General features: G+C 59.6%; 15 protein-coding genes and 5 tRNA genes. 3 read left to right on the top strand and 17 right to left on the bottom strand.

The window, feature by feature from the left end:
- Positions 1-300 precede the first annotated feature (300 nt).
- From I2G43_RS08300 to I2G43_RS08290, 3 genes are all read left to right on the top strand, one after another.
- Positions 301-1,068, top strand: coding sequence for a mechanosensitive ion channel family protein (locus I2G43_RS08300; RefSeq protein WP_195535791.1), 768 nt, complete (start codon positions 301-303; stop codon positions 1,066-1,068).
- 110 nt (positions 1,069-1,178) lie between these two features.
- Positions 1,179-3,095: a BMP family ABC transporter substrate-binding protein gene (locus tag I2G43_RS08295; protein ID WP_195535790.1), complete on the top strand. Its 1,917-nt coding sequence runs from the start codon at positions 1,179-1,181 to the stop codon at positions 3,093-3,095.
- Entirely contained in the window at positions 3,092-3,802 is a 711-nt protein-coding gene (locus I2G43_RS08290) for a metallophosphoesterase family protein (protein WP_195535789.1), read from the top strand. The genes I2G43_RS08295 and I2G43_RS08290 overlap by 4 nt, the downstream gene beginning before the upstream one ends.
- A gap of 288 nt (positions 3,803-4,090) precedes the next feature.
- Here I2G43_RS08290 and rplA read toward each other — a convergent pair whose 3' ends face one another.
- The 17 genes from rplA to disA all read right to left on the bottom strand — a co-directional run bounded on the left by rplA (position 4,091) and on the right by disA (position 15,077).
- Positions 4,091-4,798, bottom strand: coding sequence for a 50S ribosomal protein L1 (gene rplA, locus I2G43_RS08285; protein ID WP_022093892.1), 708 nt, complete (start codon positions 4,796-4,798; stop codon positions 4,091-4,093).
- Positions 4,799-4,915: 117 nt separating this feature from the next.
- Positions 4,916-5,344 carry a 50S ribosomal protein L11 gene (gene rplK / locus I2G43_RS08280; RefSeq protein WP_022093893.1) on the bottom strand — a complete coding sequence of 143 codons (429 nt, stop codon included), beginning with the start codon at positions 5,342-5,344 and terminating at the stop codon, positions 4,916-4,918.
- 120 nt (positions 5,345-5,464) lie between these two features.
- Entirely contained in the window at positions 5,465-6,001 is a 537-nt protein-coding gene (gene nusG / locus I2G43_RS08275; protein ID WP_006234984.1) for a transcription termination/antitermination protein NusG, read from the bottom strand.
- A 3-nt stretch (positions 6,002-6,004) separates the two neighbouring features.
- Positions 6,005-6,343, bottom strand: a complete 339-nt coding sequence (gene secE / locus I2G43_RS08270; protein WP_195535788.1) for a preprotein translocase subunit SecE — start codon at positions 6,341-6,343, stop codon at positions 6,005-6,007.
- A 76-nt stretch (positions 6,344-6,419) separates the two neighbouring features.
- Positions 6,420-6,495, bottom strand: a tRNA-Trp gene (locus tag I2G43_RS08265).
- 13 nt (positions 6,496-6,508) lie between these two features.
- On the bottom strand, positions 6,509-6,658 hold the full coding sequence (gene rpmG, locus I2G43_RS08260) for a 50S ribosomal protein L33 (protein WP_102372646.1): 150 nt from the start codon (positions 6,656-6,658) through the stop codon (positions 6,509-6,511).
- Between the two features lie 278 nt (positions 6,659-6,936).
- Positions 6,937-8,127 (bottom strand): elongation factor Tu, encoded by a 1,191-nt coding sequence (tuf, locus tag I2G43_RS08255; protein WP_035137538.1) that lies wholly within the window; start codon positions 8,125-8,127, stop codon positions 6,937-6,939.
- A 96-nt stretch (positions 8,128-8,223) separates the two neighbouring features.
- Positions 8,224-8,300 (bottom strand) — tRNA-Met (locus I2G43_RS08250).
- A 3-nt stretch (positions 8,301-8,303) separates the two neighbouring features.
- Positions 8,304-8,379, bottom strand: a tRNA-Thr gene (locus tag I2G43_RS08245).
- Between the two features lie 10 nt (positions 8,380-8,389).
- Positions 8,390-8,471 (bottom strand) — tRNA-Tyr (locus tag I2G43_RS08240).
- An 816-nt stretch (positions 8,472-9,287) separates the two neighbouring features.
- Positions 9,288-9,362, bottom strand: a tRNA-Thr gene (locus tag I2G43_RS08235).
- A 223-nt stretch (positions 9,363-9,585) separates the two neighbouring features.
- The gene (locus I2G43_RS08230; protein WP_006234978.1) at positions 9,586-10,263 is read right to left on the bottom strand and encodes an NYN domain-containing protein; all 678 of its coding nucleotides are present in this window, start codon (positions 10,261-10,263) and stop codon (positions 9,586-9,588) included.
- Positions 10,264-10,266: 3 nt separating this feature from the next.
- The gene (rlmB, locus tag I2G43_RS08225) at positions 10,267-11,187 is read right to left on the bottom strand and encodes a 23S rRNA (guanosine(2251)-2'-O)-methyltransferase RlmB (RefSeq protein ID WP_195535787.1); all 921 of its coding nucleotides are present in this window, start codon (positions 11,185-11,187) and stop codon (positions 10,267-10,269) included.
- 167 nt (positions 11,188-11,354) lie between these two features.
- Entirely contained in the window at positions 11,355-12,821 is a 1,467-nt protein-coding gene (gene cysS, locus I2G43_RS08220) for a cysteine--tRNA ligase (RefSeq protein WP_195535786.1), read from the bottom strand.
- A gap of 3 nt (positions 12,822-12,824) precedes the next feature.
- Positions 12,825-13,319, bottom strand: a complete 495-nt coding sequence (ispF, locus tag I2G43_RS08215; protein ID WP_006234975.1) for a 2-C-methyl-D-erythritol 2,4-cyclodiphosphate synthase — start codon at positions 13,317-13,319, stop codon at positions 12,825-12,827.
- The gene (ispD, locus tag I2G43_RS08210; protein ID WP_195535785.1) at positions 13,309-14,037 is read right to left on the bottom strand and encodes a 2-C-methyl-D-erythritol 4-phosphate cytidylyltransferase; all 729 of its coding nucleotides are present in this window, start codon (positions 14,035-14,037) and stop codon (positions 13,309-13,311) included. Before ispD ends, ispF begins: the two co-directional genes overlap by 11 nt.
- Positions 14,037-15,077, bottom strand: a complete 1,041-nt coding sequence (gene disA, locus I2G43_RS08205; RefSeq protein ID WP_006234973.1) for a DNA integrity scanning diadenylate cyclase DisA — start codon at positions 15,075-15,077, stop codon at positions 14,037-14,039. Before disA ends, ispD begins: the two co-directional genes overlap by 1 nt.
- Between the last annotated feature and the right edge of the window lie 29 nt (positions 15,078-15,106).

Genomic DNA, 15,106 nt, shown 5'->3' with positions numbered 1-15,106 from the left:
TTTTATCTGCGCAAACGTCAAAACCGCCGCAAAGGGACAGGCGCCCTTGCGGCGGTTTTCGCATATTATGTCGATAATCCAGCGTCAGCAGGGACCACTGGTTAAGAACTAAGGAAACTGCCATGAGAAGATCTCTTCCACGTCTCGCTTTGACCGCCGCACTTCTCGCCGGTGCGCTCACCGGTGCCCCAGCCTACGCCGCTGCGGCCACCCCTTCTCAAGTTATCGGCTCGTCCGATGTGATCGGACGGGCTTCTTGTTGGGTATCATGGTTGAACGATCATGAGGAGGTTTCCCTACATGGAATTGTTTGAGCCAATTCTTCATTTCTTTGCACAACGATGGGTCCACAACATCATCTGGGCAGGTATCTTGGCCATCGGCACCGCCGTTGCCGCCAAGGTCGCGTCCAAGACCCTGTACCACCTGCTCAACCGCGACGATAACCCACTCCCTTCATCAAGCATCTTCATCAACATCGCGCGCGCCGTCATCTGGATGATCGGCGGTAGTTTTATCCTCGACAACTGCTTTGGCATTAACGCAAACGCCCTCGTTGCCGCTCTTGGCGTCGGCGGCATCGCCATCTCGCTCGGCTTTCAGGACACGCTGTCAAACCTTATCGGCGGCATGCAGGTGACCTTTATGGGCATCATCAAGCCCGGCGACAATATCGAGGTCGGCGGCGTGTCGGGCGTGGTCCAAGACATCACCTGGCGCCATACGACCATCGAGGACGCCTGCGGGCAGACCATCATCGTCCCCAACTCCAACATCTCCAAGAACACGCTCGTGCATTTGATGCCCTTTGGGCGCGTAGCCGTCCCCGTCGCGGTCAAGGACACGTCCAAGTGGGCTTCACTGGACGCGTTGGCAGATGAGCTCACCGACGCCACCAAGGCCGCCGTGCTTCCCATCTCGGGCTTTGACAAGGAGCCCTACGTGCTCTTTAGCGAAATCGGCGACTTTGGCATCAAGGGCAAGATCATCTTTATCGTCAGCGACGACAGCACCACTTTCACGGCAGCCGACGCCTGCATCCGCGCCATCGCCCCCATCATCGCCTAACACCTCCATAAAGGTGAACTACCACAATGGGGACAGGCACCTTTGTGGTGGTTTCGCATCGTGGTACCATGGTTTATATCGTTGTTTAAACGACTAAGGGAGTAGACACCATGGAAGAGGCCTATCGTCAAGCACGCAAGCGCGGCGAGCAGGGACGCCGTCGCGCCATCAGCCAAAGCGAGCACCCGTACCTTACGGACCTCGATAGCCTCGTTGCCCAGCTCCCCTTAGGTCAGCGAGAGAGCGTCGGCCTAAGGGACATTCCGCTCGAAATGGTCGTCGGCACGGTTACCAAGGGCCGTCAGTCAGCCTTTTCGTGCAACTTTATGCCCCTGTTGCCATTTAGCACCGAGTTCGCCCGCAAGTGGTCCAACCTCTATGACATCCAGGTGACCGAGGGCTATCGCGACCCCATCATCGTCACCGAGTTCATGCATCGGTTCTACGTCCAGGAGGGCAACAAGCGCGTCAGCGTCCTCAAATTCCTGGACGCCCCGACGGTTTCGGCCAAGGTCACCCGCCTCTACCCCGGCACATGGGATTCCGTCGAAAGTCGCCTGTACGGCGAGTTCTGCGCGTTTTGGCGCGTCTGCCCCCTATACGAGATTGAGTTCTCGCGCGAGGGAAGCTATAGAACGCTCGCCAAGATGCTCGGCCAGGACCTTGTCGAAAAGTGGCCACAGAAAAAGGTCGACTACCTGCGCCACACCTTCCTGCTCTTTAAGCGCGCCTACTTACGCGCCGGCGGCGACCACCTGGACATTACGCCCGCCGACGCCATGCTCGTCTATCTCAACGTGTACAACCAGGACCGCCTGCTGGACACGCCGACGGACATCGTCGTAAACCGCCTGTGCAAGATCTGGCGCGAGCTGGTCATTGCCGGCAAAAGTAATGAGGACAAGGTCGATCTTGTCGAAGCGCCGAGCGTCGATGAGGAGGAGACGCCCGCCAAGTCCACTTCCGGTGTGCTCAACTTCTTTATGGGCAAGACCGTCTATTCGGCGGCCAACCCCCTGCGCATCGCCTTTATCCATGAGTTCCCCTGTGCGACGTCGAGCTGGGACAGCCTGCACGACCAAGGGCGTCAGTATCTCGATGAGCACTTTGGCGGTATCGTGCGCACCGAGGCGTTCGAGGACTGCCACAATCCGGACGCGTTCTACGCCGCCGCGGAAACGGCTGTCAAACATGGAGCAAACGTCATCTTCTCGACCTCGCACCGCCTGATGGAATACACGCTCAGGGCTGCCGTTGAGTATCCCCGGGTTCGGTTCCTCAACTGCTCTATCGGCCTTCCCCACCAAAGCGTGCGCTCGTATTTTGGAAAGATGTACGAGGCAAAATTTCTGCTGGGCGCCCTTGCCGCCAGCATGGCGGACAACCACCGCATCGGTTACCACGCGTCGGTCTTCGCCTCAGGCGCACTCAGCGAGATCAACGCCTTTGCGATTGGCGCCTCGCTGCTCGACCCTCGCGCGCAGGTAATCCTCACCTGGGGCGATGTGCCCGCCGGCGGTCTTGCCGAGGCCATGTGCCGCGAAGGCGTGAGCGTCATGACCGGCGCCGACATGTCAAAGTCACTCGAAGACCCCACGGCCTACGGACTCCACCGCCTGGTCGATGGCAAGGTCGTCGGCATTGCCATGCCGGTATGGAACTGGGGCCGATACTACGAGCTTATCGTGCGAAGCCTGCTGCATGGCACCTGGGATGAGACCAGTGACGATAGCCAGGTTCGCGCCGTCAACTACTGGTATGGTATGAGCTCGGGCGTAATCGACATTCGCTACGCTCCGGGCCTGCCCTATCAGACGCGCAAGCTTGTTCAGCTCCTCCGCAATGGCATCGTCGAGGGCTCCATCAATCCATTTGGCGGCGAGCTCCATAGCCAAGACGGCGTGGTGCAGATCGAGGGCTTTCCCCCGCTGCCGAGCACGCAAATCGTCGAGATGGACTGGCTGGCCGACAACGTGGTAGGTGCCATTCCGCAGCCCAACGATGAGCCGAAAGTCCACGCCCTATGAAGATCCTTGCCGTAGCCGATACCGAAGAGCGATGCCTTTGGGAATGCTTTCGCAAGGAACGCTTTGAGGGTGTTGACTTGATTTTGTCCGCTGGCGATCTGGACCCGGACTATCTTGAGTTTTTGGTCACCGTCATCAACAAACCGCTCATCTACGTGCGAGGCAACCACGATGACCGCTACGTACGTCATGCACCGGGCGGCTGCATCTGTGTCGAAGATGCCGTCTACGTGTACCGCGGCGTCCGCATCGCGGGGCTTGGCGGCTCCATGCGCTACCGAGACGGTGCCAACATGTACACCGAGCACGAAATGGCCAAGCGCATGCGCAAGCTGTCCCGCAAAGTGAGGATGGTCGGCGGCTGCGACATCTTGCTCACCCATGCACCCGCCGCCGGCGTGGGCGATCTGGATGATCTGCCACATCGAGGATTCGAATGCTTTAACACGGCGCTCGAGTCCTGGGGGGCCGACTATATGGTGCACGGGCATGTGCACCAATGCTATGGCCACGATTTTCAGCGTGAGCGTCGACATGCATGCGGGGCAACAATCATCAACGCCTGCGGCTATACGCAGTTTGAACTTGACGAAGCGTACTACCCTATCCGTGGCTGGCAGGCAGCCTGGCTCAATTCGCAAACCATGCGCCGCGAGCTCAAGCGCCACGAGGCCATCGAGTCCTCTACCGCCAGAACACCCTGGTAACCACCTTTAAGGCTTGACGCTGCGCCGGCCCCAAGCACCCCATCTCGCCACTCAAGCCGTCGCTCGCGTACCAAAGTACGCGTCGCTCCTCTTTCGGGGCGACCTGGGGCACTTGGAACCGGCTCGCTGCGATGCCATAACATTGACGCCAAAGTGCCAAAACCACCACAAAGGTGCCTGTCCCCTTCGTGTTGGTTTTGGTGGCGCGATAGCAAGAAACCCGGCCCTGCACGAGGCAGAACCGGGCTTCTTTAGCAATGCTTGCTTTGCTCAGTCAGTAACTAACAGTTACTCAGCCAGGAAGTCACGCTGGACAGCGGGATCGACCTTGACGCCAGGGCCCATGGTGGAAGACACGGAGATGGACTTGACGTACTTGCCCTTAGCAGAAGAGGGCTTGACGCGCAGGATCTCGGTGTACAGGGCAGCGTAGTTCTCAACGAGCTGCTGCTCAGAGAAGGACTTCTTGCCCAGGGGCACGTGGCAGATGCCGTAGCGGTCGGCGCGGTACTCAACGCGGCCGGCCTTGAGCTCGGAGACCATCTTGGCGACGTCCATGGTCACGGTGCCGAGCTTGGGGTTCGGCATGAGGCCACGGGGACCAAGGATCTTACCGATGCGGCCAACCTTGGCCATCATGTTCGGCGTAGCGATAGCGGCGTCGAAGTTGATCTCGCCCTTCTGAATCTGGGCGACGAGCTCGTCGGAACCGATGATGTCGGCGCCGGCAGCCTCGGCCTCGCGGGCCTTCTCGCCCTCGGCGAAGACGGCAACACGAACGGTCTTGCCGGTGCCGTGGGGCAGGGAGATAGAACCACGGATGTTCTGGTCAGCCTTACGAGTATCGATGCCCAGACGGAAGTGGGCCTCGACGGTCTCGTCGAACTTGGCGGTGTCGAGCTCCTTGATGAGCTTGGCAGCCTGAAGGGGGGTGTAGAGCGTGGCGCGGTCGATCTTCTCGGCAGCGGCGTTATAGCTCTTACCATGCTTAGCCATGTGCATTACCTCCTGTGGTTAAACGGGCTTATGCCCTCCCACATCGTTTCGTGTGCCCTATTGCACACATATAACGGGCGCCTCGGTCGGGGCACCCGTCATTACCTAAAGAAATCGCTACTCAGCGATGGTGACGCCCATGGAACGGGCGGTACCGGCGATGATCTTCTTGGCGGCGTCAATGTCGTTGGCATTGAGGTCCGGCATCTTGATCTCGGCAATCTTGGTGAGCTGCTCCTGGGAGAGCTGACCAACCTTGTCGGCCTGGGGCTTAGCAGAACCAGACTTGAGGTTCAGCTCCTTCTTGATGAGGTGAGCCGCCGGCGGGGTCTTGGTGATGAAGGAGAAGGACTTATCCTCGTAGACAGAAATCTCAACGGGGATGATGTCGCCCTTCTTGTCCTGCGTCTCGGCGTTAAAGGCCTGGCAGAACTGCATGATGTTCACGCCAGCAGCGCCCAGGGCGGGGCCGACGGGAGGAGCGGGGTTAGCGGCACCAGCAGGAATCTGGAGCTTAATGACGTTGGCAACCTTCTTCTCAGCCATGGTCATTCCTTTCGAATCACGAGTGTGAAGTACTTGCTATATCGTAAGCACGCACGTGTTAGAAGCACTCCTGAGATGAGCAGTCACAGAAGAAGCACGCTCGCGCGAACGGACGAAAACTTAAGCGATGACAGCGACCTGGTTAAAGTCGAGCTCGACCGGCGTCTCGCGGCCAAAGATCATCAGCGTGACCTTGAGCTTGCCAGCCTCGGTGTTAACCTCGGAGACCTTGCCATCAAAGTCGGTAAGCGGGCCATCGGTGACGCGGACGGACGTGCCGACCTGGATATCAACCGAGGTGCGCTTGGGCGAATCGCCCTTACCGGGACGACGAGTCATCTTGTTGTACTCGTCACGGGAAAGCGGAGCGGGCTTGCCGTTGCCGCCCAGGAAACCGGTGACGCCGGGCGTGTTGCGAACGCACGTCCAGGCATCGTCATCCATCTCCATGCGGACCAGGACATAGCCCGGGAAGATCTTGGAATCCTTGGTCTCGCGCTTGCCACCCTCTTTAATCTCGGTGACGCGCTCCATAGGAATCTCGATATCAAAGATACGGTCCTGCATGCCCATGGTCTCGATACGATGCTCGAGATCGGACTTAACGCGGTTCTCGTATCCGGAGTAAGTGTGAACGACGTACCAACGCTTAGACATGGTTTAGCCCCTCAATCCAGAGAACAGAGCAAGAGCCTCGCCAAAGCCAGCATCGAGCAGAGCGATGACGACGCCGACGACGATCAGAGAAGCGCAAACGACAACCGAGTAGTTCACGAGCTCCTTCTTGTCGGGCCACGTGACACGCTTCATCTCGGACTTGACCGAAGCGAAATACTTCTTGGTGCGGGCGAAGAAACCAGGCTTCTCATTCTTCTTGGACTTCGCAGCCTTCTCGTTCTTCTTGGCAACGGCCTTCTTGGCCTCAACCTTGGAGTTGGCGGCAGCGTTGTTGGCAGGCGCCTTCTGCTGAGCCTTCTTCTTGTTCTTCTTGTTGGCCATTTGGGTTACCTCCGCGCAATGCGCTTATACATGAGTAAACCGTAAGCCCCCAATTGGGAGCTTACGGAATAATGACTGGCACGCCAGGAAGGACTCGAACCCTCAACACTCGGTTTTGGAGACCGATGCTCTACCAATTGAACTACTGGCGTATGTGACTAGAGACTAGCGAGTCTCTTTGTGCAGCGTGTGGTGACGGCACCAGGGGCAATACTTCTTGATCTCCATACGATCAGGCATGTTCGCCTTGTTCTTGGTGGTCGTATAGTTGCGGCGCTTGCACTCAGTGCACGCAAGAGTAACTAGAGTACGCATGTATCCTGAACCTTTCATTTCCGCCCCGTACGGGCACGAGTTGTTACTTTATCAGCTCTACGTAAGTGCTGTCAACGAAAACCTCGAGTCAATTGGTTCTCGGTGGATCCATTCATATTTGGAACACATCAATGAAGCCAGCGAGAGCTAATCGACGGTGCGACCTGGACCGAACTGATCCTCTCGGCACTAGCAATGGCTCGATATCCATTGCAGAAAAGAACCCGGCACCCATATAAGTGCCGGGTTCTCTAAGTCAGCTATATCAGAGAGCTAATTTACTCAATGATCGTGGAGACGATGCCCGAACCGACGGTGTGGCCACCCTCGCGGATAGCGAAGCGCAGGCCCTCCTCCATGGCGATCGGGTGGATGAGGTCGCCCTCGATGGTGATGTGGTCACCAGGCATAGCCATCTCGGTGCCCTCGGGAAGCTTGACCGTACCGGTAACGTCGGTGGTACGGAAGTAGAACTGAGGACGATAACCATCGAAGAACGGGGTGTGACGGCCGCCCTCCTCCTTGGTCAGAACGTAGATCTCGCCGGTGAACTTGGTGTGCGGGGTAACCGAACCGGGCTTGCAGAGAACCTGGCCGCGCTCGATGTCCTCGCGCTTGATGCCGCGGAGCAGCAGACCGACGTTGTCGCCAGCCTCGCAGAAGTCCATGGACTTACGGAACATCTCGATACCGGTAACGACGGTGTTCTGGGTATCCTTGATGCCGACGATCTCGACGGGCTCGTTGAGCTTGAGCTCACCGCGCTCGACACGACCGGTAGCAACGGTACCACGGCCGGAGATGGTCATAACGTCCTCAACGGCCATCAGGAACGGGAGGTCGTTGTTACGAGCAGGCGTCGGGATGTACTCGTCGACGGCCTTCATGAGCTCGCGGATAGCGTCCATCCACTTGGCGTCGCCCTCGAGAGCGCCCAGAGCGGAGCCACGGATGACGGGGATGTCGTCGCCGGGGAAATCGTACTCGGAGAGGAGCTCACGGGTCTCCATCTCGACGAGGTCGATGAGCTCGTCATCGTCAACCATATCGCACTTGTTCAGGAAGACGACGATGTAGGGAACGCCGACCTGACGGGCGAGCAGGATGTGCTCGCGGGTCTGAGCCATGGGGCCGTCGGTAGCGGCGATGACCAGGATAGCGCCGTCCATCTGAGCAGCACCGGAGATCATGTTCTTGACGTAGTCAGCGTGGCCCGGGCAGTCAACGTGAGCGTAGTGACGGGCAGCGGTCTCGTACTCAACGTGGGAGACGGAGATCGTAATGCCGCGCTCGCGCTCCTCGGGAGCCTTGTCGATGTTCTCGAACGCAGTGAAGTCAGCCTTGCAGCCCTCGGTCTCGGAGAGAACCTTGGTGATGGCAGCGGTCAGCGTGGTCTTGCCGTGGTCGACGTGACCAATGGTGCCGATGTTAACATGCGGCTTAGTGCGCTCAAACTTCTCTTTGGCCATAAAGCCCTCCTCTTAACAGGTCGTCCCCGGACGGGACTTTGCCTTTATACCATAGTGGCCTCTCAACATACTATTGAGAAGCCACCGTGTTACCTATGGTAGCGGTGACTGGATTCGAACCAGTGACGCCACGGGTATGAACCGTGTGCTCTAACCAACTGAGCTACACCGCCGGATGGAGCCTGCAACCAGACTTGAACTGGTGACCTCTTCGTTACCAACGAAGTGCTCTACCGACTGAGCTATACAGGCACTTGACGGGTGGGAGCTATAGGATTCGAACCTATGTAGGCAGAGCCAACGGGTTTACAGCCCGTCCCCATTAACCACTCGGGCAAACTCCCAATCGTTCAAGTATCCGCAGTTTCTTTGGTCTTTTGGACCGCCGCCCCCGCGAACGAAAAAGATAATACGATGCAACCTTGGGGCCTGTCAACGAAAACCTCTAGATACACGGTACCGGGCGTATCTATATACCTTTGACCTGCGGTTTTGTTGAGTTTGGATATGAAGGATGGTGGATTTTGCTGCACTGGTGACATTTCCCGAGGGAACACTTTGGCGTAGTGGAGTAAGCCTGCAGAATATTACTTCGATAACGACCCATTTGCACCTATCATATAGGTCGAGATCGGGCTTCCCTGGCTCGACCGAGCGTGGATTTTCTCCCGTTTGAAATCGAGCGTGGATAATCTCCCACTTTTGACGTGCCACTGGGCCCAAAGTGGCAGATTATCCACGCTCATTCTCCAGGCGGGAGATTTTCCACTCTCGTGTGTCCGAAAATCCTCGCTCGTGTGTCCGAAAATCCTCGCTCGATGACGATGACCAACCTCGCCCTGGCTTCTGTCTCGATCTGTAACAGTAAGAGGGTTATTCCTCCTCTATCTGTTACAGATCGAGATGTTTCCCTGGCGGCTTGTCTGTTTATCTAAATCTATAACAGCAAGAACGGCTTTCAGCCTCTTCGTGTTATAGATCGAGATGTTATCGACCATCCCTTGGCATTGTCTCGATCTGTAACTATAAGGAGGGTTTTCAGCCCGCCCCTGTTACAGATCAAGACAAACCTGAAGCCTGGTGGAAGTCAAACCCGCTGACATGTCAACATAAATAGAAACGGGCCCAGTCCCATATAGAGACAGAGCCCGAAACTCTCATGGAGCCAGTGACAGGAATCGAACCTGCAACCCACTGATTACAAATCAGTTGCGCTACCGTTGCGCCACACTGGCACACTTGGCGCTTTCGCGCGAAGCCAGTTAAGAATAAAGGAATTACGGACGGGGCGCAACAGACCTTTCGACCGACCACATCTCAAAACTATTCGTCAGAACGAATAGTTTTATCTGTTCGCCAAAACCAAAAACTATTCGTTTTGGCGACGGCAACCCACAGTCCATTGATTACAAATCAACGGGCCGGCCAATTGGGGAACGGGTCTCTATGGATAATCCCCTACCGTCCGCGCAGGGCCTTAAGCTTGGCCAGGGCATCGGGACTCAGGCGGCTGCCCAGAGTCATCTTGATCTGCGGAGCTTCCTCTGCCTCGTGAACGTCGTTATCGATCTGCTTGATCTCGTCCACCAGCATGCGGCTCGAGATGCGCGTAACGCCCTTACCCATGACAACGGCCTGGATCGTGCCGTCGCTCGACACCACGGAGCACGCGCGGCCTTCCTCGCGCGCCTCGATGCAGAGCTTCTGCACCACGGTATCGGCGGAGACACCCGTCGGCGAAAACTCGATACGCACGCCACGGGCCGGCAGGTTGGGGCGCTCGCTGGAGATATTGCCCGCGCCGTCGAACACGATCACGGCCTCGTAGCGGCCCTGGGCAAAGGCGGCGACGTCGTTGATGAGCGCAGTACGAGCCATATCGTGGACGTCGCTGGAATACGGATCGTCGGAATGGTCGTACACGAGCTTTTCGTAGCGCGGCGTGCAGTGAATCACGTTGTAGCCGTCGACCACCAGCAGCTCGGGCTTATTGGAGTGCACCGTCGAGACCGGATCGGCGATAGCCTGCGCAAACGCATTGCCGCCCACGCCATAGGTCGCGGCCGAAACAATTGGCTTGGCCGAGCCCTCGCCAAAGCGCTTGGCCTTGGACTTGGCGCGGTTCTTCTTGGACATGCGCTACTCCTCCCCCATGAGCTCGCCGGCATTGCGGCGCAGCCACTCAAAGCACAGCGCGGTGGTCGCCTGGGCCACATTGAGACTCTCGGTCATGCCGCGCTGGGGAAGCTTGGTCAAAAAGTCGCATTTCTCGAGCACCAGGCGCGAGATGCCGTCGCCCTCGGAGCCCATGACGAGCGCAACGCGGCCCTCAAAGGGAGCATCCCAGCAGCTGCCCTCGGCGTGCTCGGAAGCACCGCCCACCCAAAAGCCGGCGGCCTTGAGGTCGTCAAGCGCTCGGGCGATATTGGGAACCTGCGCGATGGGCAGGTGCATGACGGCACCAGCAGAGGTTTTGTAGCTGCCCACGGTCACACCGGCGGCGCGCTTGTTTGCAATGATGACGCCCGCCGCGCCCACGACCTCGGCGGAGCGCACGATCGCACCAAAGTTGCCATCGTCGGTCACATGGTCGAGCACGACGACGAGCGCCGGTCCGTCACCCGCGCGATTGAGGATATCGGCGACATCAGCATAGGGGAAATTACCCACCTCGAGCGCAATGCCCTGGTGAGCGCCATGGCTCGACAGCGCATCGAGCTGCGCGCGCGGCACATACTTAATGCGGACACCCGCGGCGTTGAGGTCATCGACCAGACGAGACAAAGCAGCATCGCGCTCCCCGCCCTCGGCGATGAGCGCGCACTTGACGGGAAAGCCGGTGCGCAGGGCCTCGGCGGCAGCACGACGACCTTCGATAAACTCGCCCTTGGGAGCCTGGACAGCGTCGCGGTTGCGATCGCGCTGCGGACGCGCAGCCTGGGCTTGGGAGCGCTCGCGCTGGCCCTTGGAAGCGGCAGCGCGGTCATTGCGGCGAATCGGGCGCGAGCCAGAAGCAGCCTGCTTGCCTCCACGCGGTGCACGCTTGCGATTGTCGGCCATAAAGCGACCTCCTAAATACGACTATCAAACGAAACAAATAGACCGACCGCCCGAGGTGCGGCAGATTACCTTGAAAGAGGAGGGCATAGACCTTGAGGTCATGACCGACGATTGAAAGGCAAGGTGCCGTGACTCGGGCGGTCGGGTGCTTGGGAAACCCGCAGGGATTAGAGAGTCTTAATACGGGTGCCCGCGGCAGTATCCTCGATCGTCAGCCCGAGGTCCTTGAGCTGGTCGCGGATGGCGTCGGCCAGATCCCAGTTCTTGGCGGCGCGGGCCTCGGCGCGGGCCTCGAGAATCTTGGCAGCGGCCTCGTCCACGTCGTCGCCCGTGTAGGCGACCAGGCCGGCGGCAACGCCCAGCAGGCCCAGCGGCAGCTCGACCTTGGGCTCGGGGAGCTCAACGCCAAACGTATCGAGCAGCTCGACCAGCGTATCGGCGGCAGCAAGCGCAGCGGCCTTGTCGGCAGCATCGCCCGCCTGCTCCAGGTACTGGTTGCACTCGGTCACAAAGCCAAAGACAGCACCCATGGCACCGGCGGTGTTAAAGTCGTCGTCCATGCACTCCTTAAAGGCGGCACGGGCCTCGGCGACCTTAGCGGCAAACGCCTCGGATGCTGCCTCATCGGCATCGGCCGTCGCATGGTTCGCGGCCCAGCGCAGGTTCTCGACCGTACCGGCAATGCGTGTGAGCGAGTTCTCGGCACCATCCAGACGCTCCCAGGAGAAGTCAAGCGGCGAGCGATAGCTCGTCTGCAGCATCAGCAGGCGCAGGGCCGCGGCAGAGTGCTGTTCGAGCACCTCGGCCAGCGTAAAGAAGTTTCCGAGCGACTTGGACATCTTCTCGCCGTCGACCAGCAGCATGCCCGTGTGCATCCAGGTGTTGGAGAAACCCTGGTGCCAGGCGCAGGTGGCCTGGGCGCACTCGTTCTCGTGATGCGGGAAGGCAAGGTCGGAGCCGCCGCCGTGGATGTCGATCGGGGTGCCCAGGTAGCGATGCACCATGGCGGCGCACTCGGTGTGCCAACCGGGACGGCCTTCGCCCCAGGGGCTCGGCCAGCTGGGTTCGCCGGGCTTAGCGGCCTTCCACAGGGCAAAGTCGAGCGGGTCGTTCTTGTCCTCGTTCTCCTCGATGCGCGCGCCAACCATAAGGTCGTCGATGTTGCGGCCCGAGACCTGACCATAGTTGGGATCGCTGCGCACGGCAAAGTACACATCGCCGTTATCGGCTGCGTAAGCGTGGCCCTGCTCGATAAGCGTCTTGATCATAGCGATCATGGGGCCGATCTCCTTGGTGGCGCGGGGGCGCACATCGGGATCGAGCACGTTGGCGGCGCGCATGACGCCGATGAACTTGTCGGAGAACTCCGTCGCGACCTCGGCGGCCGTACGGCCCTGCTCGTTGGCACGCTTGATGATCTTGTCGTCGACATCGGTGAGGTTCTGGGCGAACGTGACCTCGTAACCGCTCGCGATGAGCCAGCGGCGAATCACGTCAAAGCTGATGAACGTGCGGGCGTTGCCGATATGGATGTTGTCGTAGACCGTGGGGCCGCACACGTACATGCGAACCTTGCCGGACTCGATGGGCTGGAACTCTTCCTTTTTATGGGTAGCGCTGTTGTAGATACGCATTCGTTACTCCTTAACGGTTTTCTGTAGCAGGCAGACGGCCCAGGCGCCAATTCCCTCGCCTTGGCCTTCCCAACCGAGCTTTTCGGTCGTGGTGGCGGCGACGCCCACGTTTTCCACGTCGACGCCCAGGGCATGGGCAAGGTTGGCGCGCATGGCATCGCGGTGCGGAGTGATCTTGGGTTGCTGACAGGCAATGGTGCAATCGGCATCGACAAACTCAAAGCCCAGCTCGCGCGCATAGTCCATCACGCGAGCGAGCAGCACCATCGAATCAGCACCCTCGTAGGCGGGATCGGTGTCGGGGAATAGCTTGCCGATGTCTCCCCCGCGGCAGGCGCCCAGAATGGCGTCGGCCAAGGCGTGCGCGAGCACATCGGCATCCGAGTGGCCCAGCAGGCCGCGCTCGTAGGGAATGTCGACCCCGCCGATGATACATCGACGCCCCTCCACCAAACGGTGGACGTCGTAGCCGTGGCCAATGCGCAGGTTACTGAACATGGGGAAGGTCCTCTCCCTCGGCCATGCGACCGAGCAGAATCGCGGTTACAGGACGCAGGTCCTCGGGCACCGTCACCTTAAGGTTGTCGCGCGGGCTCTGGACACAGCGGACGCGCCCGCCCATGCGCTCGACCAGCGATGAATCGTCGGTACCGATAAAGCCCTCGGCGATAGCTGCGGTGTGGGCGCGCTTCATGGCGTCAACGCTAAAGATCTGCGGCGTCTGCGCAGCCCAATAGAGCTCGCGCGGCGGCGTCTCGACGATATTATCGCCGTCGACGATTTTGAGCGTGTCGATCGCGGGCTGACCGCACACGACACCGTCGAGCGAGCGGTCGCCCACAAGCACGTCGATCGCATGATCGATGGCCTCGGTCGTGATAAGCGGACGGGCGCCGTCGTGGATGGCGACATATTCGAAACCCGCCGGAACCGCATGCACGCCGGCACGGGTGGAATCCTGACGGGCATCGCCGGCATCGGCAAAGCTGATGGGCGTGTCATAGTCAAACGGATCGATGGCCAGGCGGCGCATCTCGGCACGGCGCTCGGCAGGACACACCACCACGATGTGGCCGACCTTGTCGCTACGATCGAACGCGCGGATAGACCAGCTCATGAGCGGACGGCCCGCCACGTTAACGAGCTGCTTGCCGCCGGGATTTCCAAAGCGCTGGCCGCTGCCGCCGGCAACGACCACGGCGCATACGGGCGCCATTATGCGTTCCCCTGTTTGGTGCCCTTCATGCGGTACAGCGAGTCCGCAAGAATGGCAGGGTTGTTGACGCCAAAGTCGCCCAGGCGCTCCGGATCCTCGCTGATGTCGTCCATGAGCTCCTGCAACGAGCCGTACTCGTCGACGATCTTCTCGGCCACGCCGTCGCGCACGACGGACACGCGCGAAAGCGTGCGCAGGCCCAGCGGCGTCATGACGGAATCCTCGTCCAGGTCGTCATAACCCAGAACCGCCGCCACGTGCTGCGGGTCGGACAGGTCCTTGGGCGTCATGCGAGCGAGCTCGGCGCGAATCTTCTCGGCGTTTGCCTCGGAGGAATCGCTCGCGTAGTCGCGGATCATCAGGTCGTATTCGGTATCCATGCTGGAGCCCGCGAGCTGCTCGAGCTGCATCTGCACGAGCTTGCCCTGGTTGCCCAGCTTGACAATGCAATCCTTAAGCTCGGTCTTTGCCTGCTGCATGATCTCGAAGCTCGAGAAAATACCGGTAATGTCGGCGAGCGTAACGTAGTCGTCGAGCTCAAGGGCCGTCAGGCGCAGCAAGGAGCGATCGAGCGACTGACGGGTAGTCTGGAGCGTAGCGACGAGCTGGTTGACCGAGCTCATGATGGTGGTGACAGGCTGAATCTCGTAGCTCTTGCCGTGAACGTACACGTTAACGACGGCACGACGGGCCGAGACCGAGATCACGATGGCATCGGTGAGCACCGACATGCGAGCGGCGGTGCGGTGACGCATGCCCGTCTCGCTCGTGGCAAGCGAGGGATCGGGATTGAGGTGGAAGTTGGCGCGCAGGATCTGGGTGAGGTCGCCGTCGATGACGATGGCACCGTCCATCTTGGAGAGCTCGAACAGACGGTTCGAGGTGAACGAAATGTTGAGCGGGAAGCCGTCGTTACCGGCAGCGAGCACGTTTTCGGTGTCGCCGACGCAGATAAGGGCGCCCAGGTGACCGGCGATGATCATGTCGAGGGCGGTGCGGATCGGCTGACCAGGTGCCGTCAGGCGGATGGCCTGTTCCATACGCTTTTGCAGCTCGTTCTTATCCAAGG

The organism is Collinsella aerofaciens, assembly GCF_015557435.1.
Taxonomy (GTDB): domain Bacteria; phylum Actinomycetota; class Coriobacteriia; order Coriobacteriales; family Coriobacteriaceae; genus Collinsella; species Collinsella aerofaciens_Z.
Note: the sequence above shows the minus strand (reverse complement) of the source record. Positions and strands in the feature narration are given on the sequence as shown.

Coding starts and splice junctions, on each gene's coding strand:
- disA (WP_006234973.1), bottom strand. CDS start 15,077: ATGGAACAGGCCATCCGCCTGACGGCACCTGGTCAGCCGATCCGCACC.
- rplA (WP_022093892.1), bottom strand. CDS start 4,798: ATGGCTAAGCATGGTAAGAGCTATAACGCCGCTGCCGAGAAGATCGAC.
- nusG (WP_006234984.1), bottom strand. CDS start 6,001: ATGTCTAAGCGTTGGTACGTCGTTCACACTTACTCCGGATACGAGAAC.
- I2G43_RS08300 (WP_195535791.1), top strand. CDS start 301: ATGGAATTGTTTGAGCCAATTCTTCATTTCTTTGCACAACGATGGGTC.
- rlmB (WP_195535787.1), bottom strand. CDS start 11,187: ATGGCCGACAATCGCAAGCGTGCACCGCGTGGAGGCAAGCAGGCTGCT.
- secE (WP_195535788.1), bottom strand. CDS start 6,343: ATGGCCAACAAGAAGAACAAGAAGAAGGCTCAGCAGAAGGCGCCTGCC.
- I2G43_RS08295 (WP_195535790.1), top strand. CDS start 1,179: ATGGAAGAGGCCTATCGTCAAGCACGCAAGCGCGGCGAGCAGGGACGC.
- rplK (WP_022093893.1), bottom strand. CDS start 5,344: ATGGCTGAGAAGAAGGTTGCCAACGTCATTAAGCTCCAGATTCCTGCT.
- rpmG (WP_102372646.1), bottom strand. CDS start 6,658: ATGCGTACTCTAGTTACTCTTGCGTGCACTGAGTGCAAGCGCCGCAAC.
- ispD (WP_195535785.1), bottom strand. CDS start 14,037: ATGGCGCCCGTATGCGCCGTGGTCGTTGCCGGCGGCAGCGGCCAGCGC.
- I2G43_RS08230 (WP_006234978.1), bottom strand. CDS start 10,263: ATGTCCAAGAAGAACCGCGCCAAGTCCAAGGCCAAGCGCTTTGGCGAG.
- cysS (WP_195535786.1), bottom strand. CDS start 12,821: ATGCGTATCTACAACAGCGCTACCCATAAAAAGGAAGAGTTCCAGCCC.
- I2G43_RS08290 (WP_195535789.1), top strand. CDS start 3,092: ATGAAGATCCTTGCCGTAGCCGATACCGAAGAGCGATGCCTTTGGGAA.
- ispF (WP_006234975.1), bottom strand. CDS start 13,319: ATGTTCAGTAACCTGCGCATTGGCCACGGCTACGACGTCCACCGTTTG.
- tuf (WP_035137538.1), bottom strand. CDS start 8,127: ATGGCCAAAGAGAAGTTTGAGCGCACTAAGCCGCATGTTAACATCGGC.